Raw genomic sequence first — 24,982 nt, forward strand, 5'->3', positions numbered from 1 at the left:
TGATTATCTTGCGAGAGCGCTGCGTGGTGCCTGGGGTATCAGCATCACGCAGCGCACGGAATATGGCCGTCAGAGACCGACATCCTCTACTTGCCTGTCGGTCTCTGACGGGACCGGCGACTCGGGTCGCCGGTATCTTGCACTGCCTGGTCGGGTCGCTATCAGTTGGCGACGATATTGACCAGCTTGCCCGGCACCACGATCACCTTGCGTACCGTCTTGCCATCGGTGTGCTTGGTGACATTGGCATCTGCCAGCGCCGCGGCCTCGATGGCATCGCGATCGGCATCGGCGGCGAAGGACAGACGCGCCCGCAGCTTGCCGTTGACCTGTACGACCAGCTCGATGCTGTCCTTCTTCATCGCGTCGGCATCAGCGACCGGCCAGCTGGCGTCGATCACGGCTTCGTCGTGGCCCAGTGTCGCCCACAGCGAGTGGCTGGCATGCGGGATGATCGGCGACAGCAGCAGCACGCAGGCCTCGACGGCTTCACGGCTGACGGCCAGGCCCTGCTCGGAGGTGTCCTCGAAGCGGCTGATGGCGTTGACCAGCTCCATCACGGCCGCGATGGCGGTGTTGAAGGTGGTGCGGCGGCCGATGTCATCGCTGCACTTGGCGATGGTCTCGTGTGTCTTGCGACGCAGTGCCTTCTGATCATCGTTCAGGGCCGTCACGTCCAACGCGGCCGGGGTGCCGACAGCGACGTGCTCGTGAACCAGACGCCAGACGCGCTTGACGAAGCGATGCGCGCCCTCGACACCGGAATCGGACCATTCCAGCGACTGCTCGGGCGGCGCGGCGAACATCATGAACAGGCGCACGGTGTCGGCACCGAAGCGGTCGATCATCGACTGCGGGTCGACGCCGTTGTTCTTGGACTTGGACATCTTCTCGGTGCCACCGATTTCCACCGGCAGACCATCGGACTTCAGTACGGCCTTGATGGCGCGGCCCTTGTCATCGGTCTCGACGTCCACGTCCAGCGGGTTGAACCAGTCACGGCCGCCTTTCTCGTTGATGCGGTAGTAGGTATCCGCGACCACCATGCCCTGGGTCAGCAGCTGCTTGAAAGGCTCATCGCTGTCGACCAGGCCGAAGTCACGCATCAGCTTGTGGAAGAAGCGCGAGTAGAGCAGGTGCAGGATGGCGTGTTCGATGCCACCGATGTAGTAATCGACCGGCAGCCAGTAGTTGGCGCGCTCGTCCAGCATGGCATCGGCGTTGTCCGCGCAGCAGAAACGCGCGTAGTACCAGGAGGACTCCATGAAGGTGTCGAAGGTATCGGTCTCGCGCTGCCAGCCATCGCCCAGGTCACTGAAGGACGGCATCTTCTTGATCGGCGAACCGCCGGAAGCGTCGAATTCGACTTCCAGTGGCAGCTCGACCGGCAGCTCGTCGTCGGTCAGCGGGATGGATTCACCGTTCGGGCCATTCTTGACCGGAATCGGCGCACCCCAGTAGCGCTGACGCGAGACGCCCCAGTCACGCAGGCGGAAGTTGGTCTTGACCTCACCACGGCCCTGCTCGACCAGGCGCGTGGCGATGGCATCGAAGGCGCTCTCGAAGTCGAGGCCATTGAAGTCACCGGAGTTGATCAGCACGCCGTGCTCGGTGAAGGCGGCGTCGCTGACATCAGGCGCATTGCCGTCGGCATCGGCGATCACGGCTTCGATCGGCAGGTCGTACTTGGTGGCGAATTCATGGTCACGCTCGTCGTGGGCCGGTACGGCCATCACGGCACCGGTGCCGTATTCCATCAGCACGAAGTTGGCGACGAAGACCGGCACTTCACGGCCGGTCAGCGGGTGGATGGCCTTGAAGCCGGTATCCATGCCGCGTTTTTCCATGGTTGCCATGTCGGCTTCGCTGGTGCCGCCACGCGCGCATTCGGCGTTGAACTCGGCAAGCTCCGCGTTGTGCTCCGCCGCGGCCTTGGCCAGCGGGTGAGCGGCGGCGACACCGACGTAGGTCACGCCCATCAGGGTGTCCGGACGGGTGGTGAAGACGGTCAGGGATTCCTGCACCTGGCTTGCCTTGGCATCGAGACCGAAGCTCAGCTCGACACCGCGCGACTTGCCGATCCAGTTGCGCTGCATGGTCTTGACCTGCTCCGGCCACTCGACCTTGTCGAGATCGGCCAGCAGCTCTTCGGCATAATCGGTGATGCGCAGGAACCACTGCGGGATTTCCTTGCGCTCGATCAGCGCGCCGGAACGCCAGCCACGGCCGTCGATGACCTGCTCATTGGCGAGCACGGTCTGGTCCGCCGGGTCCCAGTTGACGATGGAGCTCTTCTTGTAGACGACACCCTTCTCGACCAGCTTGGCGAAGAACCACTGCTCCCAGCGATAGTATTCCAGGTCGCAGGTGGCGAACTCACGGCTCCAGTCGTAGGCGAAGCCCAGCGCCTTGAGCTGATCGCGCATGTAGGCGATGTTCTCGTGGGTCCACTTGCCCGGCGCGACGTTGTTCTTCATCGCGGCGTTTTCCGCCGGCAGGCCGAAGGCGTCCCAGCCCATCGGCTGCATGACGTTCTTGCCCTGCATGCGCTGGAAGCGCGAGATCACGTCGCCGATGGTGTAGTTGCGCACGTGACCCATGTGCAGCTTGCCGCTGGGGTAGGGGAACATCGACAGGCAGTAGAACTTCTCGCGGTTGGCATCTTCCACCGCCTTGAAACACTGATTTTTCTCCCAGTACTGCTGGGCAGCCTGTTCGATCTGATCGGGAGCGTACTGTTGAGAAGTGTCCTGTGAATCCATCGGGTCCGTCACTACCTTGGCATTGGCCGCTACCCGTCACCAGGGACAGGCAGGGCGTGAAGAGGTGGGCGGTCACATCGGGATGGGCCGCCACTGTCTGCGATGGGGTCAAGTCTACCCCAGACGCCAGGACTCAGGTAGGGGAGGCGAGCGCCGTGGCGCCAGGCGCATGCGCTTCATGTTGCCAGTGCCAGGCGCTTGATGCGCGTCAGGGAGTGGAAGAGTGTGGCTTGTGTCGCAACGCCAACGCCACCATGCTGAAGGTAGAGCGCCATGCCCTCCCGCAGTACGGGAGAAGGTGAAGACACAAGGAGAGTCCATGAGCCAACCACGTGAACCCCGCGCCCCCCATGAGCCGATCAGCGCCACGGATCGTGATACGGCTGCCACGTCCTCGCACGACAGTGGCTTTGAAGATACGCCGATGCCCTCACGCTCAGCCTCCAGCCAGCCGCAGGGTGAAGGTGAAGGGCGTCTCGGCGATGCCTACGGGCGAATCCTGACGCGACTGGAAGACAGCAGCGGTGAGCTGTCGTGGGATGGCCTCAAGGCCGAGCTGGATGAGGCGGTCAAGTTCGAGGCCGAGGTCGAGGAATTCACGCTCGACGAGCTGGCGCTGCTGCGTGCCTGGGTCGAGCGTGACATGCGCGAATTCCGCCGCCACCTGGCGACCGGTGGAGAAGGGATCGCCAGCTGGCTGGGGATCGATCTCTCGGTGCTGTCGCGCAGTGTCAGTTCCGCGCTGATGTCGATCGCGGACCGCACCGTGGTGGACCGCGCCCACTTCGAGGAAGACCTCGAGGCCGCGCGCGCCGACTACACCAGCGGTGAGGTCATCGCGCCGGGGCTATTGCATTGCGTGCACTGTGAGTCGACCACCACGCTCACGCGGCCCAGCGTGCTGGAACCCTGCCATGCCTGTGGACATTGTTTCTTCTCGCGTGGCGCGCCGCCCGTCACTCGTCAGCCTCCCGCGGCCGATGAGAGTGATCAGGGCTGATGGCGACACCGTCAGACTGGTTCGCCCCGGCGCATGCCACCTGGAGCGCCGGGCAGCGCCACAAGGCGTTGCAACAGCTGATCGAGCACTTCAACCAGCGCCCGCGTCCACGTGATGCGGGCCTTTTCAAGCAGATCTCCTATTACCTGTTTCTGCTCGCGGATTATCGCTCGGCCAGCCAGATTCTGGCTCAGGGGCATGTGGAGTGTCCGGCCGATGAAGAGATCGCGCTCAATCAGGTGGTGTGTCTGTCGCGCGCCAATGATGCCGCCGGCTCGCTGGCGGCCGGCGAGGCGTTGGCCGCACGGGGCTGTCTCAATCCGGTGCTGTTCGACTCTCTGGCCAGCAGTGCGGCCAGGCTCAAGCGTCATGACGAGGCACGCAAGCATGGCAGCCGCGCCCTGACCCTCAAGGATGAGCAGCATGGGGGCCTGCCGTTGGCGAATGGTTGGCGGCTGCCGGCTGAATCCCCTTCGGCAGTTGCCGCCGGCAAGGCGCGCATGCTGTCCTTCGGCCTCTGGGGCAAGGGGCCGCGTTATCTGAACGGCATGCTGCATAACCTGCTGTTGGCGCCGGTGCTGTATCCAGGGTGGCGCGTTCGGCTCTATCACGATGACAGCGTGCCCGATGACTTTCTGGCCCTGGCGCGGCAACTGGATGCCGAGCTGATCGAGCGCCCCTCCAGTGACACCCTGAGGCAACGGCTGTGCTGGCGCTTCGCGGTCGCCGATGACCCGACGGTGGGTTACTTCGTGGTTCGCGACTGCGACAGTGTCATCAGCCTGCGCGAAGTGCGCGCGGTGCAGATGTGGCTGACGTCCGGGCGCTTCTTCCACGTCATGCGCGACTGGTGGAGTCATACCGATCTGGTGCTGGCGGGACTGTGGGGCGGGGTGGCCGGGGTACTGCCCCCGGTGGGCGGCTTGCTGGCGGACTGGAGTCCTCGACAGGTGGAAACCCCGAACATCGATCAGTGGTTCATGAAGGAATGCGTGTGGCGTTACCTGCGGGAAAGTCTGATCAGCCACGACCGATGTTACTCGCTGCAGATCAAGGGTCGCGACAGCCTGAAGTTTCCGGACGACGTGCTGGGAGAAGCGCCAAGCGGCACGGCGCATGTCGGCAGTGACGAGTGGACGCGCGATCGCGCCTTCCAGCTCCGCCAGCTGGGGCCATGGCTCAAGGAGGCCAGCTGGATGCGTGACAGCGAATGAGCACAATCCCCAGATAAGCTTTCGATGAGCGAGTGATATGGACACACGAAGGGCTGCCCAGGGGCAGCCCTTCGTGTGTCTTGCCAGCAGTCCTTCGCTTGTCTTGCCTACAACGCTGTCGGGCCTAGCGACCCACCAGCCAGCCGATCCATTCATGCAGTGCCCAGCGTGACTGGGTCAGCGCGGAGCTGTTGGGGATCCAGGCATCGATGCCCAGCCCGGACACCGTGGTGTAGCCCACCGGCGCCGGGATGATGGTGCGGAAGCCCTGATTCTGGAAATTGCGCATCGCGCGCGGCATGTGCCAGGCGCTGGTCACCAGCACGATCTTGTTGATGTCGTCCTGCTCGAGCATCTCACGCGTGAAGAGTGCATTCTGCTGGGTGTTCTCGCTGCGATTCTCCAGCCAGCGGGCCGGGTAGTCGAATTCATCGATCAGCGAGCGCTGCATCAGCTCGGCGAGGGTGCCGTCATCGGAGGACGATACCTTGCCACCGGTGAGCAGAATCGGCAGCTCCGCGTTGCGGGCCACGCGGACGCCTTCGTCCAGACGGCTGAGCGTCTCGCCATTGATGCGATCGCGGCCCTGCAGCTCCGGGGCGTTGTAATAACGTCCTCCGGACAGCACCACCACGGCCTGCGCCTGGATCCACTCTGCCGGCTCACTGGGCTGAATGCGCTCCAGCCCTGACATAAGACGCGTGGAGACGACCGGCGAGGACAGCAGCCACATGCCCAGGATGGCCACGACCATCATGGCGCGCGCCAGCCCCGGCCAGCGCTTGAGAACTAGCATGGCCAGAAACAGCAGCAGGAGAGGCCCGCCGGGCGGCAATACCAGGTCCTTGATGATGCCGAGTAACTCGGTGATGCCCATTGTGGTCTCGCTTGTGCAGAGGCAGTGCCGAGCATCGGCCCGGCAACGGGTTAGGTTGAGCGTTCAAGCGTCTGAGGCCCTGGGGACTCACACGTTCTGGCCCTCAGGCGTCCTGCGGGCGTTGACGGCGCGCCTTGAGGCATTCGCTGATGCCCAGCACAAGGCCCGGTGCCAGAAGCAGCGCGATCAGTATCCACACCGGCAGCAGGCCGTAGTGCATCCAGGGCGTCATGCCCAGTTGCAGACGGATATCGCCAGTGACGGTAGCCTCCTCGAACTGGGGTGCCTGGGCGATGATCTCACCCTGCGGCGAGATGATCGCCGTGACGCCATTGCTGGTGGCTCGCAGCAGATAGCGGCCGTTTTCCAGCGCGCGCAGCTGGGCCATCTGCAGGTGCTGCAGCGGGCCGATGGAGTGACCGAACCAGGTGTCGTTGGAGACGGTCAGCAGCACGGTAGAGCTCAAGGCGCGCTGGCGGACCAGCTCCGGATAGACGATCTCGTAGCAGATCGCCACGCCGATGCGCAGACCGCTGACCATCAGCGGCGGCTGCTGGCTGTCGCCCGACTGCATGCTCGACATCGGCAGGTCCAGGAAACCGATGATGCCACGCAACCAGCTTTCCAGTGGCACATACTCGCCGAAGGGCACCAGGTGTTCCTTGCGGTACTGGGCTGACGGGTCATCGATGGGAATCACGCTGTTGTAGAAGCGATTGTCGGCATCACGCTCGACGATCCCGGTAATCAGACCGGTCTTGGGCGGCAGAGTTGCCTGGATGCGCTCGAGGAAGGGCTCGGCCTGGTCGCGCAGCATCGGCAGTGCCGTCTCCGGCCACACGATCAGGTCGGCATCGTCCTGCACGGCGCGCGTCATCGCGGCGTAGGTATTGGCCGCACGACGCTGACCTTCGGCGCTCCACTTGATCAACTGCGGCAGGTTGCCTTGCAGCAGGGCGACGCGTGCCGGCTGGCCGCCGGACTGTGTCCAGCTGGTCGGCAGCAGCAGACCCGTGCTCCACAGCACGATCAGCGGCGCGACCGCCCACCAGCGGCGACGCAGCGCCAGATTCCACATCAGTGCCCCGGACAGCGCGATGATCAGCGAGATACCGTAGACACCCAGCACCGGCACCCAGCTGGCCAGCGGTGAGCCCACGGCACTGTTGCCCAGCAGCAGCCACGGGAAGCCGGTGAAGGCCCAGGTGCGGAACAGCTCGCTGAGCACGAACACCGCGGCAAATGACAGCACATCGAGCTTGCGTGAGCACAAGCGCTGCCACAGGCCCATCCACAGCATCGGGAACAGCGCCATGCAGGCCACGAACAGCATCGTCAGCAGCACCGCCAGCGGCATGCCGGTATAGCCATAATCATGGATCGAGACGTAGACCCAGCTGGCTCCGCTGCCGAACAGGCCGACCCCGAACCACCAGGCACGCAGGAAGCCACCGCCTTCCATGCGCAGCGCCCCGTAGAGCAGGCCTGCGCCGATCGGGCCCAGCCACCACTGCTCGAAGGGGGCAAAGCTCAGGGTGACCAGTACCCCGGCAATGATCGCCAGTACATTGGCCAGCAACGAGGCGCCCGGGAAGCTCCTCGCGCGGGGGGAATCTGACATGCCGCTCTCCTTGTAAAATGCCAGACACATCGGCGGATGTGTCTGGCATTGTCCTCTATCGGGTCAGCCTGTGATCAGGCCATGGATCATTCGCCGCTGATATGCGCACGATGCTCGGCCGAGGGCGGCGCGTCACCGGTGGCATCTTCCAGACGGCATACCTGTACCTGACGAATGCGACGATTGTCCGCATTGAGCACCGTGAAGCGCCAACCGGCGAAATCGGTGGATTCCTGACGGCGCGGCATGTGACCGAAGCGCTGGATCATCAGACCGCCGATGGTGTCGAACTCCTCATCGGAGAAGTCGGTATCGAAGTGCTCATTGAAGTCATCGATGGTGGTCAGCGCGCTGACGGCGAATTGGCCATCGCCCAGCTCGCGGATGTCCTCATCCTCATCGGTGTCGTGCTCATCCTCGATATCCCCGACGATCTGCTCGAGGATATCCTCGATGGTGACAAGGCCTGCCGTGCCGCCGTACTCGTCGATGACCACCGCCATGTGATTGCGGGTCTCGCGGAATTCCTTGAGCAGGCTGTTGAGGCGCTTGGATTCGGGGATGAACATCGCCGGACGGATCGCTTCGCGCAGGTCGAAGCGCTTGCGCTCGCTGTCATTTTGCAGGATCAGCGGCAGCAGGTCCTTGGCCAGCAGGATGCCGAGCACCTCGTCGAGGTTCTCGTCGATGACGGGATAGCGGGAGTGAGCCGATTCGAGAATCAGCGGCAGGTACTCCTCCGGGCGCTGATCGACCTGAATGGCCTGCACCTGGGAGCGGGGGATCATCACCTCGCGCACCTGCTGGTCGCTGATTTCCAGCGCGCCTTCGATGATGGCGATGGCGTCCTGATCGAGGTTGAGGCGTGGGCCTACCTCAGCCAGAAACTGGAGCAGCTCGCTACGGGAGCTGGGTTCGTCGGTGTCGCTTGAGAAGGCGCCGAACAGCTTATCGAGCCAGGTTTTCGATTGGCTTCCCGATCGGTCTTCGCTCATGCGTTAGTTTCTCTTTTCCTCGGTGGCGATACCCCATCGTCGTGGTGGTATCGGGGCAGCCGAGCGACCCGGGGACAAGCCCCGAGCCACCCGACGGCGGGTGCTGCCGATGCGCAAGGGCACCGGCATCAGTGATTCTCTTCCCGGTAGGGGTCGGCGATGCCGAGCCCTGCCAGCACATGACGCTCGAGCGCTTCCATGCGTTCGGCTTCATCGTCCTCGATATGGTCATAGCCGAGCAAGTGCAAGGTGCCATGAACCAGCATGTGGGCGAAATGATGTTCCAGCGACTTGCCCTGTTCCCGCGCTTCGCGGGCGACGACATGCACGCTGATGATCAGGTCGCCCAGAAAGCGCTGCTCATCATTCAGTGTCTGCTCATCGGCTGCGTCGTTGTCGCCCAAGGCGTCGGCGGTGATGCCGGAGACGCCAGTGTCTTCAGTTTCGCCCACGACGTCTGACTCCAGCATGACATCGTCACTGCCTTGGCCATCAAGTCCCTCTTCTTCACCGGCGTCCAGACCGCTACCCGGCATGCCCGCAAGCGGCAGGCTGTCGTCGTCGCCTTCCTCGGCGAAGCGCGCGGCCAGTTCCGGTGGCAGGGCGAAGTCGTCAAGATCCAGCGGCTCATGCGGGAAGGACAGCACGTTGGTCGGGGAGTCCTTGCCGCGATAATCGCGATTCAGCCCCTGGCTCTCGGCTTCTTCCACCAGACGCACGGTCAACTCGTACGGCGCCGCGGCGTCGCTGACAGCGCGCTCCAGCGCGCCATCTTCCGCAGCGGCCAGCAGCGCAGCCGCCACCCAGGCTTCCAGCTGGTGGCTGGCCGGCAGCGGCTGGCCATCGAATTCACTCTCGCCGATGGCCAGTTGCAGGTCCACGACGACGGCAGGGGCTTCGCTCACTGGCTACCTCCCGTCGGGGTGCTGGCAGGCGGCACGTTGCTCTGGGCATTCAGCGCCGCCATGCGGGCTTCGCGCTCGGCCTGACGCTGCTCGCGACGCTCGCCTTCCTGCTGCTCTTCCGCGGCTTCGAAGGTGTCGTAGGCCTCGACGATGCGCTGCACCAGCGGGTGACGCACGACGTCCTTGGCCAGGAAACGCGTGATGCTGATCCCCGGGGTGTCCTTGAGGACCTCCATCACGTGCGCGAGACCTGACTGGGTGCCACGCGGCAGATCGACCTGCGAGACGTCACCGGTGATGACAGCGGTGGAGCCGAAACCGATGCGCGTCAGGAACATCTTCATCTGCTCACGCGTGGTGTTCTGGGACTCATCGAGAATGATGTAGGCGTTGTTGAGCGTCCGGCCTCGCATGTAGGCCAGCGGTGCGATCTCGATGATCTGGCGCTCGATCATCTTGTTGACGTGCTCGAAGCCGAGCATCTCGTACAGGGCGTCGTAGAGCGGGCGCAGGTAGGGGTCGATCTTCTGGGCCAGGTCCCCCGGCAGGAAGCCGAGCTTCTCGCCGGCCTCGACCGCCGGACGCACCAGCAGAATGCGTCGCACTTCGTTGTTGTTGAGCGCTTCCACGGCGGCCGCGACGGCAAGATAGGTCTTGCCGGTACCGGCCGGGCCGATGCCGAAGTTGATGTCGTGATTGCGCATCTCGGTGACATAGCCCTGCTGGTTGAAGCCGCGCGGGCGCACCAGCACCTTGGGCGTGCGGATCACCACATCACCGTAGGTAGCGCCCTGGTCCTCGGCGGCTTCGACCAGCGCCTCGACGCCGGATTCCTGCAGGAACAGATGGACGGTCTCGGCATCGACTTCGCCGGCGCCGGTCTCGCGATACAGATGTTCCAGCACGTTGGCGGTCGCCTTCACCGCGGCCGCCGGGCCTGCGATCTGGAAGTCGTTGCCGCGATTGCGCAGGGTGACACCGAGCCGGGATTCGATCAGCTTGAGATGCTCGTCGCGCTGACCGGTCAGGCTGGCCAGACGCTGCGGGTCTGCCGGCTCAAGCGTCATGTTGAGAATGCGATTGGCTTGCTGTGACTGGTGGCTCAAGGCGTCGAATATCCTGATAGTGATGAATGACGATGATGGTTGGCGATGAGGGGCAGTCGCGATGGCGTGATGCATGAGGCGCTCTGCCCGCCACGGCGCATGACGGCGCCATTTCAGTGTCAATGGTGACGCGTTGCCGAAGTCTCAAGAGAGCTTAATGCGCGATGGCCGTACAGGGCAATTGTCCTGTACGGCCAGCGTGGCTATCTGCTTGATAGTGGGGGCTGATGGCGACTCGTCAATACCGGCAGCGAGGAGCGATCAATAGCGGTAGGGCGAGCTGAGCTCACCGCGCAGCGAGTTGGGGTAGGCCTCGGTGATCTCGACATCCACCAGGTAGCCGATCAGCTCGGTCGGATTGGCGGCGCGGAAGTTGACCACACGGTTGTTCTCGGTGCGCCCTGACAGCAGGCCCGGGTCACGCGGCGAGAAGCCGGAGACCAGGATGCGCTGGGTGGTGCCGACCATCTTGCGCCCGATCTGCATCGCCTGCTGGTTGATGCGTTCCTGCAGGATGAGCAGACGCTCCTTCTTCACCTCTTCCGGGGTGTCATCTTCCAGATTCGCCGCCGGGGTGCCCGGACGCGCGGAGTAGATGAAGCTGAAGGAGTGATCGAAGCCGATCTGGCCGATCAGGTCCATGGTGTCCATGAAGTCCTGATCGGACTCGCCCGGGAAGCCGACGATGAAGTCGGAGGAGAAGCTGATGTCCGGGCGCAGCGCGCGGATGCGCTCGAGCTTGTCGATGTAGAGGTCACGCTCGTGGCCGCGCTTCATCGCTGCCAGAATGCGGTTGGAGCCCGACTGCACCGGCAGGTGCAGGTGGCTGACCAGCTCCGGGATCTCACCGAAGGCCTCGATCAGCGAGTCCTTGAACTCCAGCGGATGCGAAGTGGTGAAGCGGATGCGGTCGATGCCCTCGACCTGCGCCACGCAGCTGATCAGCTCGGCGAGGTCGATCTCCTCACCCAGCTGGTTGAGACCGGCGTAGGCGTTGACGTTCTGGCCCAGCAGGTTGATCTCGCGCACGCCCTGGTCGGCCAGGTGGATGACTTCATCCATCACCTTCTCGAAGGGACGCGAGACTTCCTCGCCGCGGGTGTAGGGCACCACACAGAAGGTGCAGTACTTGGAGCAGCCTTCCATCACCGAGACGAAGGCGCTGGCACCGTCGCTCTTGGGCGCGGGCAGGTTGTCGAACTTCTCGATCTCGGGGAAGGTCACGTCGACCACGGAAATCTGCTTGAGGCTGTCGCGGCGGGTGTCGAGCATCTTCGGCACGCGGTGCAGGGTCTGCGGGCCGAACACCATGTCCACATGCGGGGCCCGCTTGCGCAGGTTGTCGCCTTCCTGACTGGCCACGCAGCCGCCGACGCCGATCACCAGTTCCGGGTTCTTTTCCTTGAGCTTCTTCCAGCGTCCCAGCTGGTGGAACACCTTCTCCTGCGCCTTTTCGCGGATAGAGCAGGTATTGAGCAGGATGACGTCTGCTTCGGATTCGTCGCTGGTGACTTCCATCTGATGCGATTCGCCGAGCAGATCCGCCATGCGCGCGGAGTCGTACTCGTTCATCTGGCAGCCGTGAGTCTTGATGAAGAGTTTCTTCGCCATTGCCTTGTGTGAACGCTCTGAGCTGCGCGCCCGGGCTTCGTGCGCCTCGCGCCCGGGCACATGATGGCGGCGGGCAGCGTCAGCGGTCAGGAGAAGCGGGCACGACTTGTAATGAATGAGCCCCGGCGCCGATGGCTGGCCGGGAATCGAGGGCGCGACGATACTGTGCCAAGCGGCACGCTGATCGGGTCGAGGCCAAAATCGGGACGGCACAGTATAGGAGTCTGCCGGCCATGCGGCCAGCCCTGTCGCATTGCTGTCAGCAATGAGGAGGATGCCTGCCAACCACCGGTTCAGCCTGATGGTGGCTGTGGTATCCTCACGAGAAAGCCCGCGCATGCCCTGACGCTACAACAGGGGCTTGGCATGTTTCATAGTTATCAGGCAGGTGTTGCGCAACGCACATCAGGCTGTCAATGGCTTGATTTGTTGAGGTTTTCATGCCGATAGCCCAGCTGCCTGAGCTGGTTAAAATTTGATCGATTTGTTGGCGGGGCAGGCATTTCGCCGTGCGCAGACCTGCCCCTTTGAGGTTGTCCCAAGACTTATCCACAGAAAGTGTGGATGTCTGAAGACACTGAAATGACAGTCTCGGATTTTTCTCGCGGCAATTTCGTTACCGTACGTCCAAGCGCGACAGCGATGCCAGGCAGGACGCCTTGCATTGCGCAACCTGGCAGACACCGCATGGGCAGACAGGGCGAGCCTTCCTTCGCCCAAAAGCGGTCGATCATGTTCGGCTTGTGGGGACGCAGGATTCAGCGCGCTTGCTCCTCGTGCCACACGCCTGACACGGTCGGCTTACGCCCTTAGACAGCCATGAAGAACACGATATGACGCGATTCTCCATTACCAGCACCCCTTCATCTTTCGGTCTCCTGTCACCCCGATCGCCGTGTTCGACGCTTGCGCGCTCACTGCGCCGTGTGGTGCTGGGGGCTGGCGTCGCCGGCAGCCTGCTGCTGGGCGCACCGCTGGCCAATGCGGCCACCGATCGCTGGGTCGCCGATGACCTCACCACCTTCGTGCGCAGTGGCCCGACGGATGGCTACCGCATCGTGGGCACGGTGGAAGCCGGCCAGCCGGTCGAGCTGCTCGAGGTCCAGAATGACTACAGCAAGATCCGCACCGCCAGCGGCGACGTGGTGTGGATCCCCTCCGCTGACCTGCAGGACACCCAGAGCGTCAATGCCCGGGTGCCCGAGCTCAGCGCCAGGGTCAAGGAGTTGACTGCCAAGCTCGATGGCATCAATGAAGAGTGGGAAAGCCGTGTCGAGGACATGAAGACCGGCCTCGAGACGCGTCAGGCGCGCATCGAGGAGCTTGAGCAGGCCAGCAACAGCCAGTCAGCCGAGCTTGCCCAGGCGCGCAGCAAGATGCAGGACATGGAAACCAAGCTCGATACCAAGAAGCAGGACCTGCTGATGCGCTACTTCATGTACGGCGGTGGCGTGGCGGGTGTCGGCCTGCTGGTCGGCCTGATCGTGCCGCACCTGCCGCGTCGCAAGAAGAAGCGTCACGGCTTCCTGTAAGGCATTCCGGTAACCGATAGCAGAGGGAGTGCGCCAGCTCATGTCGGGACAAGACACGACGATGGACGCGACGCCGGCCAGTGACCCCTGGCTGGCGCGTTGGCAGGAAGGGCGGATCGGCTTTCATCTTCCCGCCACGCATTCGGCGCTGGAGCGCTGGTGGCCGCGGCTTGAGATCGCGGCGGGCGCCAAGGTGCTGGTGCCGTTGTGTGGCAAGAGTCTGGACATGCGCTGGCTGGCGGCGCAGGGCTATCCGGTGCTGGGTATCGAGCTTGCGCGCCAGGCCTGCGAACAGTTCGTCACCGAAGGTGTCGGTGATGTCTCGCGTTATCGGCTGGAGCACTTCGAATGCTTCCGTCAGGGCATGGTCGAGCTGTGGTGCGGAGACTTCTTCCACTTCCATATCGACCATGTCGATCATCTGGACGCCTTCTATGATCGCGCCGCGCTGATCGCCTTGCCGCCGGCCACCCGGCAGCGCTACGCCTTCCATCTGGCGCAGTTGCTGCCACCGGGCGCGCGTGGCCTGTTGATCAGTCTCGAGCGGCAGACGGAGCAGCATCAGGGCCCGCCATTCCATGTCGCCGAAGACGAGATTCGTCAGCTTCTGAGTGCCAACTTCACGCTAGAGGTGCTGGAGCGTCGCGCCCCGGATGAGCGCGGTTTGCGTGAGACGGTATGGAGTCTGGTGCGCAAGGGGCCGCGTCGCTGACGCCTCGGGGATGACCTTGTCAGTCAGGTACCGTCCTCTTGAAGGTTCAGTCCTCATGAAAAACGCCACCGCCGCCCAATGGGCGGCGGTGGCGTTTTGTTGGTGGCGAGCAGCTGTCGAACTTACTGATCGAGCTTGCTGATCGAGCCTACTGGTCGAGCTGGCGGATCAGCGTGGTGTCCTGGAAGGCGCGAGTCAGCGCATCGCCAATCACCTCAGAGACCATCTCGGTGTTCTTCTCCTGGCTCGGCTTGAGGGCATAGCCCTGGTCACGCGTCGCGGTATAGCTGCCGGTATAGCGCTGCTTGCCGGACACGGCGACGGCCTTGATCACGCCATTGAGTGTCGCGGTATCGGTGATCAGGCCGCCGCGCTTCACGCCATAGGCCAGCTCGGTCAACGAGATGGTCAGCTCTGCTGCGCCCTGATTGGCCTGTTCGGCGGACACCGGCACGAAGCCCATGCGGCGCAGGGCGCTGACGGTCTGGGCTTCAAGCTTGGGTGTCAGGTCGCCGGTCGGCACGACCAGATAACTCGAGGCGTTGGTGGCGCCATCGCGAGAACCGATGCGCTCTGACGGACGCTCATCGAGCACATCCACCACCACCTGCTGGCCGTGGCCGACCACGCCCATCTCGCCGACCTGCGGATTGACGTAGAGGCGCTGCGGGCTGGTGCCGCAAGCGCTGAGAAGTGCCGCCGTGGCGATCAATGCCACGCTCATGCAGGTGGTGCGCAACTTGTGCATCATCATCGGGGTTCCTGGGCCTGAGGCCGGTTGTCATGGGAGTCATCTCGGCTATCCGTTGCCAATATCTCGCCTGCAGCGCGGGATGGCCGGAGCACAATGGCGCGAGTATAGGGCCAGAATGGCGCCTGAGCGTAGTGGAAATTCAGGCTCATGCCTGTCCTCTGCAAGCGACAGTTGTCGAGACTCATGGCCCGTAGCTCATGGCTCGTAGTTCATGGCTCGTAGCTCATGGTCCATCGCTCATGCGCCGTCGACGCGCCTGCTCAAGGCCAGCAGGCCCAGCAGCGGGCCGGGCAGCAAGGCCAGCAACAGCAGGCTGCCGTGGCCGGCGATCAGCGGCGTGAGCAAGGCGATCGAGACCAGCGACAGGCTGAAGCCGAAGGCATTCATCATCGCCAGGGCGCTGGCCTGCAACTCCACTGGGGTACCGCCTGCGGCGAGCGCCGAGAACTGCGGCGAGTCGATCACGGCCAGAAGGCTCCACAGCGCCAGCAGTGCCAGCAGCGTGCCGTAACCGGCCTCAAGCTGCGTGGCGGCGACGAAGATCAACGTCAGCGTCACCGAGCCGGCGAGCCCGAGGCGCGCGACCCACAGACTGCCGCGACTGCGCGAGAGCCAGCCTCCGATGACGCAGCCGGGCGCGCCGATGGCGATGACGAGGAAGCTATGCCAGGCCAGGCTGGCAGGAGAGAGCGTCACGCCTGTCGCGCTGGCCATCTGGGTCAGCAGCAGAGGTGTCAGCGCCCACAGGGTGTATAGCTCCCACATGTGGCCGAAGTAACCCAATGCACCACGAACGAAGCCGGGATATTGCCAGGCCGCCAGTCCGCGTGTGGCACGCGCGAGAAAGGTGTTACGGCTGTCTTTCGCTGCTGTTGCCTGGCGGGGCGCCGAGGTGGCTTTCGCCGCCGGCGCGGCCAGCAAGGCGACCAGACCGGCACCGACGATGGCCAGGATTGAGGCAGTACTGATGGCGGCGCCCCATGGCAGCTGGATGCCTTCGCCTTGCTGCAGTGCGGCCAGCGCATGTGGCAACCCGGTGCCAAGGACCAGCATGCCGACCAGCCAGGCGAGCGCGGCCCCGGCGCGGTCCGGCGCGGTCTGGACCATCAGCTTCAAGCCGATGGGGTAGATGCCAGCCAGTGCCAGCCCCGTCAGCACGCGCAGCGCCGAAGCACTGAGCAATCCCGGCGCGATCAGCAGTGCCAGGTTGGTCACAGCGCCCAGTGCGCAGGAAGCCATGAATAGATGACGCGCCGCGAAGCGATCGGCCAACCCGGCCAGCCCGAGGACAAGCGTGCCGACGATGAAGCCGCCCTGCACCGAGGAGGTCAGCTGGCCAAGTGCCGCGGCGCTATCGCCGGCGAAGCCCCAGCTCGCCAGCATCGGCGTGAGTACGGCATTGGGGGTAAACCACAGGCTGGTGCCGAACAGCTGTGCCAGTGCGATCAAGGCGACCGGATAGCGGTTGGCCCATTGTCGCCAGCCAGAGATGGGCGGCGTGAGTGACTTGGTTGAGGACACGAGGGCACCTTGTAGGGCAGATGGCGTGATGGCGCAGCAAGACGCGAACGGGCGACACCGAAGTGTCGCCCGTCACAGATAGCCCGCCCCATCAATGGGGTCAAGACTCATATGGCATATAATTAGTCTGTTAACAATTGCTACAGGCAATCGCGTGAGACAGCCAGAGCAATCTGTCGATCAAAGCCCCATCGCCGATGAAGTGGAACGGCGTGGGTCAGCACCGCCATAGAAGGTGCCGTCCTGAATCATCACGGACTGGATGGCGCCCATGGCATCCTTGGTCACCACCTTGTGGCCCATCGCTTCCAGCAGGCGGATGGTGTCCTTGCTGATGCCCGCCTCGATGCGAATCTCGTCCGGTAGCCACTGGTGGTGGATGCGCGGCGCGCTGACCGCCGACTGGATGTTCATGCCGTGGTCGATCACGTTCATGATCACCTGCAGGGTGGTGGTGATGATGCGCGAGCCGCCGGGGCTACCGGTGACGAGGAAGTTCTTGCCATCCTTCATCACGATGGTCGGGCTCATGGAGGACAGCATGCGCTTGTTCGGCTCGATCTTGTTGGCGACGCCACCGATCAGGCCATAGGCATTCGGCACGCCCGGCTTGGCCGAGAAGTCATCCATCTCGTTGTTGAGCAGGAAGCCTGCGCCATCGACCACGATGCCGGAGCCATAACTGAAGTTGATGGTGTAGGTATTGGAGACGGCCAGACCATTGCCATCGGCGATCGAGAAGTGGGTGGTCTGATTGGACTCGTAGGGCTGCGGCTTGCCGGGCTTGACCTCACTGGAGGGCGTTGCCTTGTTCATGTCGAACTGGGCACGCAGCTCCTTGGCGTAATCCTTGGAGATGATGCCGGCCAGCGGCACGTCAACGAAGTCGGTGTCGCCCAGATACTCGGAGCGGTCGGCGTAGGCGCGGCGCATCGCCTCGGCCATCACGTGGAGGGTGGCGGCGGAGTTGAAGCCCATTGCCTGGATGTCGTCACCCTCGAGCATGTTGAGAATCTGGACGATGTGCGCGCCGCCGGAGGAGGGCGGGCTCATCGAGAAGATGTCATAGCCACGATAGGTGCCGTGGACCGGCTCGCGAATTTCCGGCTGATAGTTCTTGAGGTCATCCAGCGTCATGATGCCGTCGTGACGGTCCATCTCGGCGACGATCAGCTTTGCGGTCTCGCCTTCATAGAATTCCCGCGGGCCATCGGCGGCGATGCGCTTGAGTGTCGCGGCCAGCTCCGGCTGCTTGAACAGCTCACCCGCCTCGTAATTGCTGCCGTCAGGCTTGTAGAACACCTTGGCGGTGCTGTCCCACTTGGCCAGGCGGTCCTTGGCATCGCTCAGTCCCTTGGCGAAACGGGTCGGGATCACGAAGCCGTCCTCGGCCAGCTTGATGGCCGGGGCGAGCGCCTGCTCGAGCGACAGGGTGCCGTAGTCTTCCAGCGCCTTGGCCAGGCCGGCAACGGTGCCGGGCACGCCTGCCGCACGGTGGGTGAAGCGCGACCACTCGGAGACCGCCTCGCCATTCTCGTCCTGGAACATTGTCTCGCTGGCCGCAGCCGGGGCTTTCTCACGGTAATCGATGGCGACGACCTTGCCGGTCTTTTCATCGGACACCAGCATGAAGCCGCCGCCCCCGATATTGCCGGAGCGCGGCTGGGTCACGGCCAGTGCGAAGCCCGCCACCACGGCGGCGTCGACGGCGTTGCCGCCCTCGGCCAGGACGTCACGGGCGACCTGGGAGGCCAGGTAATGGCTGGTGGCGACCATGCCGTGCTTGCCTTCCACCGGGTGGAAGCGCTCGCCTTCCAGAATCGCGGAGGTATCAGCGAAGGCGGCGGGTATCGCGGTGGGCAGCAGACCTGCCAGAGGCAGCAGCGCCGCCGCGGCGAAGGTCTTCAGACGCTTGCGTGCTGCACAAGGGGTGTCGAACATGAGTGGTTGTCCCTTTATCGTTATTGGAGTCGCTGCATGGCGTCGGTGACGCGTGCCATGTGCTGTCGTGAGTCGCATCGGGAGTGGCTACCCAGACGAACCGTTTTACTATCAGATGCTAATGCACCAATTTCAACCACGATGACGACGGCGTCCGTCGCGCAGAGGGGAACGCAAGCGCCGGGGCCGAGGCAGCCTGGCGCTTCACACAGCGCCTGTCTTTTGTGAGAGGGTGGCGTAAAATGCCCTTTCCACTTCTCGCTGGCGCCTGATGACATGTCTGAACTACTGCCGAATGACTTCAAGATTGCCCCGTCGATCCTGTCTGCTGACTTCGCCCGCCTGGGGCAGGAGGTCGAGGATGTGCTGGCCTCCGGGGCTGATATCGTCCACTTCGACGTGATGGACAATCATTACGTGCCCAACCTGACCATCGGGCCGATGGTGTGCAAGGCGCTGCGGGATTACGGCATCAGCGCCGAGATCGACGCCCACCTGATGGTCACGCCGGTCGACCGCATGATCGGTGATTTCGCCGAGGCCGGTGCCAGTTATATCACCTTCCATCCGGAAGCCTCCGACCACGTCGATCGCTCGCTGCAGCTGATTCGTGATGCGGGCTGCAAGTCTGGCCTGGTCTTCAATCCGGCCACGCCGCTGTCCTATCTCGACTACGTGATGGACAAGGTCGACATGATCCTGCTGATGAGCGTCAATCCGGGCTTCGGCGGTCAGTCGTTCATTCCGGGCACCCTCGACAAGCTGCGTGAAGCACGCCGTCGCATCGATGCCTCCGGCTACAACATCCGCCTCGAGATCGATGGGGGCGTCAAGGTCGACAACATCGCCGAGATCGCGCGTGCCGGCGCCGATACCTTCGTGGCCGGTTCCGCTATCTTCAATGCGCGCAGTGACAGCGATGCCAACCGCTACGACAGCGTGTTGGCGAAGCTGCGTGCCGAGCTTGCCAGCGTGCGCGGCTGATCGCGTGACGGATGACAGCGAGTGGTCGCTGTATGTGCTCGAGACGGCCCAGGGGCGCCTCTATACCGGTATCAGTACCGATGTGGCGCGTCGCCTGAGCGAGCATGAGGGCGGCAAGCGCGGTGCGCGAGCGTTGCGCGGCAAGGCGCCGCTGACGCTGTGTTATCAACAGGTGGTCGGCGATCGTTCGCGGGCACTCAAGCTCGAGTATCGCGTCAAGCAGCTGAGTGTGGCGGCCAAGCGCCGGTTGATCGCCGGTGTGATGACACTGGACAGTCTGCTCGGCGAGACCTGACGATCTGCTTGATTGAATGCGTGAAACGAAGACGCCCCCAGCGGAGACCGCTGGGGGCGTCTTGCGTCTTGCATGCTATGTCTTGCGTCTTGCGTTCTTCGTTCTGCGGGCGATCAGTGCAGCTTCATCTTCGGGCGCAGGTAGCGGTTCAGGCCATCGACCACCACCGTCATGCCGGTCTTGACCACGCCGTGGATCGCCATCTGGTGCATGCGATACAGCGAGGCGTAGAAGAACTTGGCCAGACGGCCTTCGATGAACAGCGAACGCGCCGAGGCACCGCGCATCAGCGAGCCGACGGCATCGAAGTGTGCCAGCGAGATCAGCGATCCGTGATCCTTGAACACGAAGTCCTTGAGCGGCTTGTCGTCCATCGCGGCGCGCAGGTTCTTGACCATCAGGCTGGCCTGCTGGTGAGCGGCCTGGGCACGCGGCGGGACGCGCTTGTCATCCGGCTGCGGGCAGCTGGCGCAGTCACCGAGGGCAAAGATGAACTCATCATCGATGCTCTGCATGGTCTGGTGCACCTTGACCTGATTGTTGCGCTCGGTGGACAGACCCAGCTCGGACAGGAAGGCGGGGGCACGGATACCGGCGGCCCAGACGCTCAGGTCGGCTTCGATCAGGGTGCCATCGGCAGTGGTGATGCCGCGTGAGTCGGCGCAGGTCACACGGGTATCGACGTGGATATCGACGCCCAGCCTGGTCAGCTCCTTGGCAACCGGCTTGCCGATACGCTCCGGCAGGGCGGGCAGGATGCGCGGTGCGGCCTCGATCAGGTGAACCTTGACCTGACGGTCTTCCAGCGAAGAGAAACCGTAGCTGTGCAGCATCTTGGAGGCATCGAACAGCTCGGCGGAGAGCTCGACCCCGGTGGCGCCTGCGCCGATGATGGCGACGTTGAGCTGTTGGCGTTCACATTCCTCACCGTTGGCGCTGAAGCGCAGGAAGGTGTCGAGCATATCGCGGCGGAATTTCTCGGCCTGCTGCGGGCTGTCCAGGAAGTGGCAATGCTCGGCGACGCCTTCGGTGCCGAAATCATTGGACACGCTGCCCAGTGACAGTACCAGGTAGTCGTAGCTGAGCTGGCGGGCGGGCAGCAGCACATTGCCCTTGGCATCGTGGATGGCGGCCAGGGTCAGCTGCTTCTCTTCGCGTTCCAGGCTTTCGAGAGTCCCGCGCTGGAACTTGTAGCCGTGGGTCTTGGAGTGGCCCTGGTAGGAGACCTCATCAAGACCGGAATCCAGCACGCCGGTGGCCACTTCGTGCAGCAGCGGTTTCCAGATGTGCGTGGAATTGCGGTCGATCAGAATGATCTCGGCCTTCTTCTTGCGGCCCAGCTTGTGGCCCAGCTTGGTGACGAGTTCCAGACCGCCGGCGCCTCCGCCAACGACTACGATGCGGGGAATGGCCATTGAGTGCTCCTGAGAGTGACAAGGTCGAAAAGGACAAGCAGAAACTGGCTGTCGCCGGAGCGTCGGGTTGCGCATTTTTCGTTGTCACTGGCGCCACACCCGGAGGGACGGTCGACTGAATGGCGCTATGGTAACGTGGCCACTGGCGTGCTAATAGTGGCAAGGTGAAGGAATGTAATTTTTTTACGGATTTTTCCAACAAAACAGATGAAACTATGCGTTGCGTGGATGAATGGCGGACGATTCTCGTCCCGTGACAGCTGAATTCAACGAGTGATCCAAGGAGGCCAGGTGAGCGACAAGACGGTGATGCAGACTTCCGAAGAGGCGCCTGTCCAGACCGCGCCTCATTCCACTTCCACGCCTTGCGATACCGCGCGTGGCGGGGACGCTCTCGGGGCCCGAACCGAGCAGGTACAGAGCCTCGATCACGGGCTGGCGCATCCGGCATTGCGGGGCATCAAGATGGTGGCCTTCGATCTGGATGGTACCTTGATCGACTCGGTGCCGGATCTCGCTCACGCGATCGACAGGATGCTGGTCGATGAAGGTTTGACGGCACTCGGGGAAGACCGCGTGCGCGACTTTGTCGGCAATGGATCGCGGGTACTGGTGGAGCGCGCCCTGGCAGCACATGACCTGGCAACCGATGGCCTGACAACCGATGACCTGTCGCGGGTCGAGCAGGCGCATCAGAGCTTTCTGGCACATTACGCCGCCGACCCCAGCTCACGGACGCGACTCTACCCCGGTGCGCGTGAGTGTCTGGAAGGCCTGCGCCAGGCCGGGATCCCGCTGGTGCTGATCACCAACAAGCCGGAAGCCTTCATCGAACCGCTGCTGTCACATTTCGCGCTGAGCGAGCATTTCGCCTTGGCGCTGGGCGGCGACAGCCTGCCGACGCGCAAGCCGGACCCTGCGCCCCTGCTGTTCGCCGCCGAGCGGCTGGGAGTGCCGCCGCGCCAGGCCTTGATGGTGGGTGACTCGCGCCATGATATCGCGGCAGGCCGCGCCGCCGGATTCCGCACCCTGGCGGTGCCTTACGGCTACAACCATGGTGAGCCGATCTCGCGCAGTCATCCGGATCACATCGTCGACTCGCTTGCCGAGCTGGTCGTGGCTGACTGAGCCTGGCAGACAGCGCTGCCGCCAGCGACACGCAATGATAGACTGAGCCCCAGACAAGCTGGCCTCGTGTCGGCAACGCACCCTCCGTGGAAGGAATTGCTGGTCATGATGACCCCACAACACTTCGCTGAACTGGCTGAAGCCGGTTACAACCGCATTCCCGTCACCCGTGACGTGCTGGCGGATCTCGACACGCCACTGTCGACCTATCTCAAGCTGGCCGACATGCCGTGGACCTTCCTGCTGGAGTCCGTGCAGGGTGGAGAGAAATGGGGGCGTTATTCCATCATCGGCCTGCCGTGTCGTGAGCGCATCGAGGTGCGTGGCCAGGTGATCTCGCATCTGATCAATGGCGAGCAGACCGGCATGACCGAGGTCGAGGACCCCCTCGACTGGATCGAGCAGTTCCAGACCCGCTTCCGCGTACCGGTCATCGAAGGTGCGCCGCGCTTCAATGGTGGCCTGGTCGGCTACTTCGGCTATGACACCGTGCGCTACATCGAACCGCGCCTGCGCGGCGTCGAGAAGCCGGACCCGCTGGGTGTGCCGGATATCCTGCTGATGGTCGCCGACGAGCTGGTGATCTTCGACAACCTGTCCGGGCGTCTGACGCTGTTGACCCACGCCGACCCGGCAACGCCGAACGCCTACGAGGCTGCCTGCGAGCGTCTCGAGCGCCTCGAGATCCAGCTGCGCAGCGCGACGCTGAACACTGTCAGCCCGGGCACCGGCGGCGAGCCGGTCAAGGAGACCGACTTCACCTCCGGCTTCACCGAGGAAGGCTTCAAGGGGGCAGTGGAGAAGATCAAGGAATACGTGCTGGCCGGTGATGTCATGCAGTGCGTGCCGTCGCAGCGCATGTCGATTCCCTACCGCGCCGCGCCGCTGGATCTCTACCGTGCACTGCGCAGCCTGAATCCTTCGCCGTACATGTTCTTCTTCAATCTGGATGACCACCATGTCATCGGCTCATCGCCGGAGATTCTCTCGCGTCTCGAGGATGGTGAAGTCGCGGTGCGCCCTATTGCCGGCACCCGCGTGCGCGGTGCCACTGAAGAGGAAGATCTGGCACTCGAGAAGGACCTGCTGTCAGACCCGAAGGAGGTCGCCGAACACCTGATGCTGATCGACCTGGGCCGCAACGACGCCGGTCGCATCAGCCAGACCGGTAGCGTCAAGGTAACGGACCAGATGGTGGTGGAGCGCTATTCCCACGTCATGCACATCGTCTCCAACGTCACCGGCAAGCTGAAGGAAGGCCTGGGGCCGATGGACGTGTTGCGGGCCACCTTCCCGGCCGGCACCCTGTCCGGCGCGCCGAAGATTCGCGCCATGGAGATCATCGACGAGGTGGAGCCGGTCAAGCGCGGCATCTATTCCGGCGCGGTGGGCTATCTCTCCTGGCACGGCAACATGGATACCGCCATCGCGATCCGCACCGCGGTACTCAAGGACAAGGTGCTGCACGTCCAGGCCGGCGCCGGCATCGTGGCCGATTCCGTGCCGCAGTCCGAGTGGGACGAGACCCTCAACAAGGGGCGCGCACTGTTCCGTGCCGTGGCGATGGCGGAACGCGGTCTGGACAATCTGGACTGATCGGCGCGCCGCACATTTCAGGAGTGACTCGCCAGTGTTCGCGGGTCACTCCCTGCAACGGCGCATGTGATTGACACTCCTGACAGCTCAACGCACTATTGACCCATGACGCTACGTAACCCGCACGACCTCAACCAGCAGTGGTGGCGCTCCTGACAAGGGGGCGGCTTTCGCATGTCTGAAGTTCGAGGACGTACGACCAGAAAAATGCCGCCGACCAGGGCGGCATTTTTGTTGCTGGACGGCGGGAACGACACCACAGAAGAGCGGGCAGGCCGGTCAATCACGGCGCATGATCCGCTCCCGAGAATGGACACTGACCATGCAGACATTCACTTCGCAGGACGCCAGCACGCCACGCGTGCTGATGATCGACAACTTTGACAGCTTCACCTACAACATCGTCCAGTATCTGAGTGAGCTGGGCGCGGAAGTGCTGACCGTGCGCAATGACGTCATCACGCTCGAGCAGATCGAGGCGCTCGGCGCTTCACACCTGGTGCTGGGCCCGGGGCCGTGTACGCCCAACGAGGCCGGCATCACGCTGGAAACCATTCGCCACTTCGCCGGCAAGCTGCCGATTCTGGGCGTGTGTCTCGGTCACCAGGCCATCGGTCAGGTCTACGGTGGCAAGGTGGTACGTGCGCCCCAGGTGATGCATGGCAAGACCTCCGCCGTGCGTCACGACAACAGCGGTGTCTTTGCCGCGCTGGCCGAGCCACTGGAAGTCACGCGTTATCATTCGCTGGTGGTCGATCGCGCGAGTCTGCCCGAGTGTCTGATCGTCACCAGCTGGACGGATGACAACGATGTCACGCCGCAGTTGATCATGGGGCTGCGCCATCGCGAGCTGGATGTCGAAGGTGTCCAGTTCCACCCTGAGTCGATCCTGACATTGCAGGGTCATGAGCTTCTGGCTAACTTCCTGCGTCGCGGTGAGGCTGCTAAAGCCGCCTGATCGGGCGTTGATCGCAAGAGTCACATCCTATTTTTTCATGCGTCAGCCGCCGAGG

The 24,982-nt window shown here is 63.5% G+C and carries 21 protein-coding genes; 9 read left to right on the top strand and 12 right to left on the bottom strand.

Annotation, left to right across the window (positions count from 1 at the left end):
• Positions 1 to 161: 161 nt before the first annotated feature.
• On the bottom strand, positions 162 to 2,762 hold the full coding sequence (gene leuS, locus F8A90_RS02980; protein ID WP_200018898.1) for a leucine--tRNA ligase: 2,601 nt from the start codon (positions 2,760 to 2,762) through the stop codon (positions 162 to 164).
• 176 nt (positions 2,763 to 2,938) lie between these two features.
• Complete coding sequence (locus tag F8A90_RS17665; RefSeq protein ID WP_267906752.1) at positions 2,939 to 3,070, bottom strand: hypothetical protein; 132 nt, start codon at positions 3,068 to 3,070, stop codon at positions 2,939 to 2,941.
• Positions 3,071 to 3,081: 11 nt separating this feature from the next.
• Here F8A90_RS17665 and F8A90_RS02985 point away from each other — a divergent pair, with 11 nt between their 5' ends.
• Together F8A90_RS02985 and F8A90_RS02990 are read left to right on the top strand one after the other, a co-directional pair.
• Positions 3,082 to 3,762 (top strand): zinc ribbon-containing protein, encoded by a 681-nt coding sequence (locus F8A90_RS02985; protein WP_325096937.1) that lies wholly within the window; start codon positions 3,082 to 3,084, stop codon positions 3,760 to 3,762.
• Positions 3,762 to 4,976 carry a tetratricopeptide repeat protein gene (locus tag F8A90_RS02990; protein ID WP_200018900.1) on the top strand — a complete coding sequence of 405 codons (1,215 nt, stop codon included), beginning with the start codon at positions 3,762 to 3,764 and terminating at the stop codon, positions 4,974 to 4,976. Before F8A90_RS02985 ends, F8A90_RS02990 begins: the two co-directional genes overlap by 1 nt.
• A 124-nt stretch (positions 4,977 to 5,100) precedes the next feature.
• On the opposite strand, the gene F8A90_RS02995 is transcribed toward F8A90_RS02990, so the two are convergent.
• From F8A90_RS02995 to miaB, 6 genes are all read right to left on the bottom strand, one after another.
• Positions 5,101 to 5,853 carry a YdcF family protein gene (locus tag F8A90_RS02995; RefSeq protein ID WP_166019111.1) on the bottom strand — a complete coding sequence of 251 codons (753 nt, stop codon included), beginning with the start codon at positions 5,851 to 5,853 and terminating at the stop codon, positions 5,101 to 5,103.
• Positions 5,854 to 5,956: 103 nt separating this feature from the next.
• Entirely contained in the window at positions 5,957 to 7,474 is a 1,518-nt protein-coding gene (lnt, locus tag F8A90_RS03000) for an apolipoprotein N-acyltransferase (RefSeq protein ID WP_200018902.1), read from the bottom strand.
• An 86-nt stretch (positions 7,475 to 7,560) separates the two neighbouring features.
• Complete coding sequence (locus F8A90_RS03005) at positions 7,561 to 8,469, bottom strand: HlyC/CorC family transporter (protein ID WP_052384764.1); 909 nt, start codon at positions 8,467 to 8,469, stop codon at positions 7,561 to 7,563.
• Between the two features lie 128 nt (positions 8,470 to 8,597).
• Entirely contained in the window at positions 8,598 to 9,374 is a 777-nt protein-coding gene (gene ybeY, locus F8A90_RS03010; protein WP_442778882.1) for an rRNA maturation RNase YbeY, read from the bottom strand.
• Positions 9,371 to 10,480: a PhoH family protein gene (locus tag F8A90_RS03015; RefSeq protein ID WP_052384763.1), complete on the bottom strand. Its 1,110-nt coding sequence runs from the start codon at positions 10,478 to 10,480 to the stop codon at positions 9,371 to 9,373. Before F8A90_RS03015 ends, ybeY begins: the two co-directional genes overlap by 4 nt.
• Positions 10,481 to 10,741: 261 nt before the next feature.
• Entirely contained in the window at positions 10,742 to 12,091 is a 1,350-nt protein-coding gene (gene miaB, locus F8A90_RS03020) for a tRNA (N6-isopentenyl adenosine(37)-C2)-methylthiotransferase MiaB (RefSeq protein ID WP_200018904.1), read from the bottom strand.
• An 833-nt stretch (positions 12,092 to 12,924) separates the two neighbouring features.
• On the opposite strand from miaB, the gene F8A90_RS03025 reads away from it, so the two are divergent.
• Both F8A90_RS03025 and tmpT read left to right on the top strand, forming a co-directional pair.
• Positions 12,925 to 13,623: a TIGR04211 family SH3 domain-containing protein gene (locus F8A90_RS03025; protein ID WP_166019114.1), complete on the top strand. Its 699-nt coding sequence runs from the start codon at positions 12,925 to 12,927 to the stop codon at positions 13,621 to 13,623.
• Between the two features lie 40 nt (positions 13,624 to 13,663).
• Entirely contained in the window at positions 13,664 to 14,335 is a 672-nt protein-coding gene (gene tmpT / locus F8A90_RS03030; protein ID WP_233593422.1) for a thiopurine S-methyltransferase, read from the top strand.
• A gap of 148 nt (positions 14,336 to 14,483) precedes the next feature.
• On the opposite strand, the gene F8A90_RS03035 is transcribed toward tmpT, so the two are convergent.
• The 3 genes from F8A90_RS03035 to ggt all read right to left on the bottom strand — a co-directional run bounded on the left by F8A90_RS03035 (position 14,484) and on the right by ggt (position 18,551).
• Positions 14,484 to 15,089: a YajG family lipoprotein gene (locus F8A90_RS03035; RefSeq protein WP_052384762.1), complete on the bottom strand. Its 606-nt coding sequence runs from the start codon at positions 15,087 to 15,089 to the stop codon at positions 14,484 to 14,486.
• A 237-nt stretch (positions 15,090 to 15,326) separates the two neighbouring features.
• Positions 15,327 to 16,610, bottom strand: coding sequence for an MFS transporter (locus F8A90_RS03040; protein WP_233593423.1), 1,284 nt, complete (start codon positions 16,608 to 16,610; stop codon positions 15,327 to 15,329).
• 180 nt (positions 16,611 to 16,790) lie between these two features.
• Positions 16,791 to 18,551 carry a gamma-glutamyltransferase gene (gene ggt, locus F8A90_RS03045; protein WP_200018907.1) on the bottom strand — a complete coding sequence of 587 codons (1,761 nt, stop codon included), beginning with the start codon at positions 18,549 to 18,551 and terminating at the stop codon, positions 16,791 to 16,793.
• 276 nt (positions 18,552 to 18,827) lie between these two features.
• On the opposite strand from ggt, the gene rpe reads away from it, so the two are divergent.
• Together rpe and F8A90_RS03055 are read left to right on the top strand one after the other, a co-directional pair.
• Positions 18,828 to 19,535, top strand: a complete 708-nt coding sequence (gene rpe, locus F8A90_RS03050; RefSeq protein WP_166019116.1) for a ribulose-phosphate 3-epimerase — start codon at positions 18,828 to 18,830, stop codon at positions 19,533 to 19,535.
• Positions 19,536 to 19,539: 4 nt separating this feature from the next.
• The gene (locus tag F8A90_RS03055) at positions 19,540 to 19,830 is read left to right on the top strand and encodes a GIY-YIG nuclease family protein (RefSeq protein WP_233593424.1); all 291 of its coding nucleotides are present in this window, start codon (positions 19,540 to 19,542) and stop codon (positions 19,828 to 19,830) included.
• A 113-nt stretch (positions 19,831 to 19,943) separates the two neighbouring features.
• Here the strand turns inward: F8A90_RS03055 and F8A90_RS03060 are convergent, their stop codons facing one another.
• A complete protein-coding gene (locus tag F8A90_RS03060; RefSeq protein ID WP_200018911.1) occupies positions 19,944 to 21,245 on the bottom strand; it encodes an NAD(P)/FAD-dependent oxidoreductase in 1,302 nt (433 codons plus the stop codon).
• A gap of 291 nt (positions 21,246 to 21,536) precedes the next feature.
• Between F8A90_RS03060 and F8A90_RS03065 the strand changes: the two genes are divergently transcribed.
• From F8A90_RS03065 to F8A90_RS03075, 3 genes are all read left to right on the top strand, one after another.
• Positions 21,537 to 22,373, top strand: a complete 837-nt coding sequence (locus F8A90_RS03065) for a phosphoglycolate phosphatase (protein WP_442778883.1) — start codon at positions 21,537 to 21,539, stop codon at positions 22,371 to 22,373.
• A gap of 108 nt (positions 22,374 to 22,481) precedes the next feature.
• Positions 22,482 to 23,969, top strand: a complete 1,488-nt coding sequence (gene trpE / locus F8A90_RS03070; RefSeq protein ID WP_200019860.1) for an anthranilate synthase component I — start codon at positions 22,482 to 22,484, stop codon at positions 23,967 to 23,969.
• Positions 23,970 to 24,291: 322 nt separating this feature from the next.
• Positions 24,292 to 24,927, top strand: coding sequence for an anthranilate synthase component II (locus tag F8A90_RS03075; protein WP_233593425.1), 636 nt, complete (start codon positions 24,292 to 24,294; stop codon positions 24,925 to 24,927).
• Positions 24,928 to 24,982: the final 55 nt, after the last annotated feature.

Source organism: Cobetia sp. cqz5-12 (genome assembly GCF_016495405.1).
In the GTDB taxonomy this organism is placed as follows: domain Bacteria; phylum Pseudomonadota; class Gammaproteobacteria; order Pseudomonadales; family Halomonadaceae; genus Cobetia.

Excerpts from the sequence above, each read along its gene's own strand:
- leuS (WP_200018898.1), bottom strand. The coding sequence starts at position 2,762 with ATGGATTCACAGGACACTTCTCAACAGTACGCTCCCGATCAGATCGAA.
- F8A90_RS02985 (WP_325096937.1), top strand. The coding sequence starts at position 3,082 with ATGAGCCAACCACGTGAACCCCGCGCCCCCCATGAGCCGATCAGCGCC.
- F8A90_RS02990 (WP_200018900.1), top strand. The coding sequence starts at position 3,762 with ATGGCGACACCGTCAGACTGGTTCGCCCCGGCGCATGCCACCTGGAGC.
- F8A90_RS02995 (WP_166019111.1), bottom strand. The coding sequence starts at position 5,853 with ATGGGCATCACCGAGTTACTCGGCATCATCAAGGACCTGGTATTGCCG.
- lnt (WP_200018902.1), bottom strand. The coding sequence starts at position 7,474 with ATGTCAGATTCCCCCCGCGCGAGGAGCTTCCCGGGCGCCTCGTTGCTG.
- F8A90_RS03005 (WP_052384764.1), bottom strand. The coding sequence starts at position 8,469 with ATGAGCGAAGACCGATCGGGAAGCCAATCGAAAACCTGGCTCGATAAG.
- miaB (WP_200018904.1), bottom strand. The coding sequence starts at position 12,091 with ATGGCGAAGAAACTCTTCATCAAGACTCACGGCTGCCAGATGAACGAG.
- F8A90_RS03025 (WP_166019114.1), top strand. The coding sequence starts at position 12,925 with ATGACGCGATTCTCCATTACCAGCACCCCTTCATCTTTCGGTCTCCTG.
- tmpT (WP_233593422.1), top strand. The coding sequence starts at position 13,664 with ATGTCGGGACAAGACACGACGATGGACGCGACGCCGGCCAGTGACCCC.
- F8A90_RS03035 (WP_052384762.1), bottom strand. The coding sequence starts at position 15,089 with ATGATGATGCACAAGTTGCGCACCACCTGCATGAGCGTGGCATTGATC.
- ggt (WP_200018907.1), bottom strand. The coding sequence starts at position 18,551 with ATGTTCGACACCCCTTGTGCAGCACGCAAGCGTCTGAAGACCTTCGCC.
- rpe (WP_166019116.1), top strand. The coding sequence starts at position 18,828 with ATGTCTGAACTACTGCCGAATGACTTCAAGATTGCCCCGTCGATCCTG.
- F8A90_RS03060 (WP_200018911.1), bottom strand. The coding sequence starts at position 21,245 with ATGGCCATTCCCCGCATCGTAGTCGTTGGCGGAGGCGCCGGCGGTCTG.
- trpE (WP_200019860.1), top strand. The coding sequence starts at position 22,482 with ATGACCCCACAACACTTCGCTGAACTGGCTGAAGCCGGTTACAACCGC.
- F8A90_RS03075 (WP_233593425.1), top strand. The coding sequence starts at position 24,292 with ATGCAGACATTCACTTCGCAGGACGCCAGCACGCCACGCGTGCTGATG.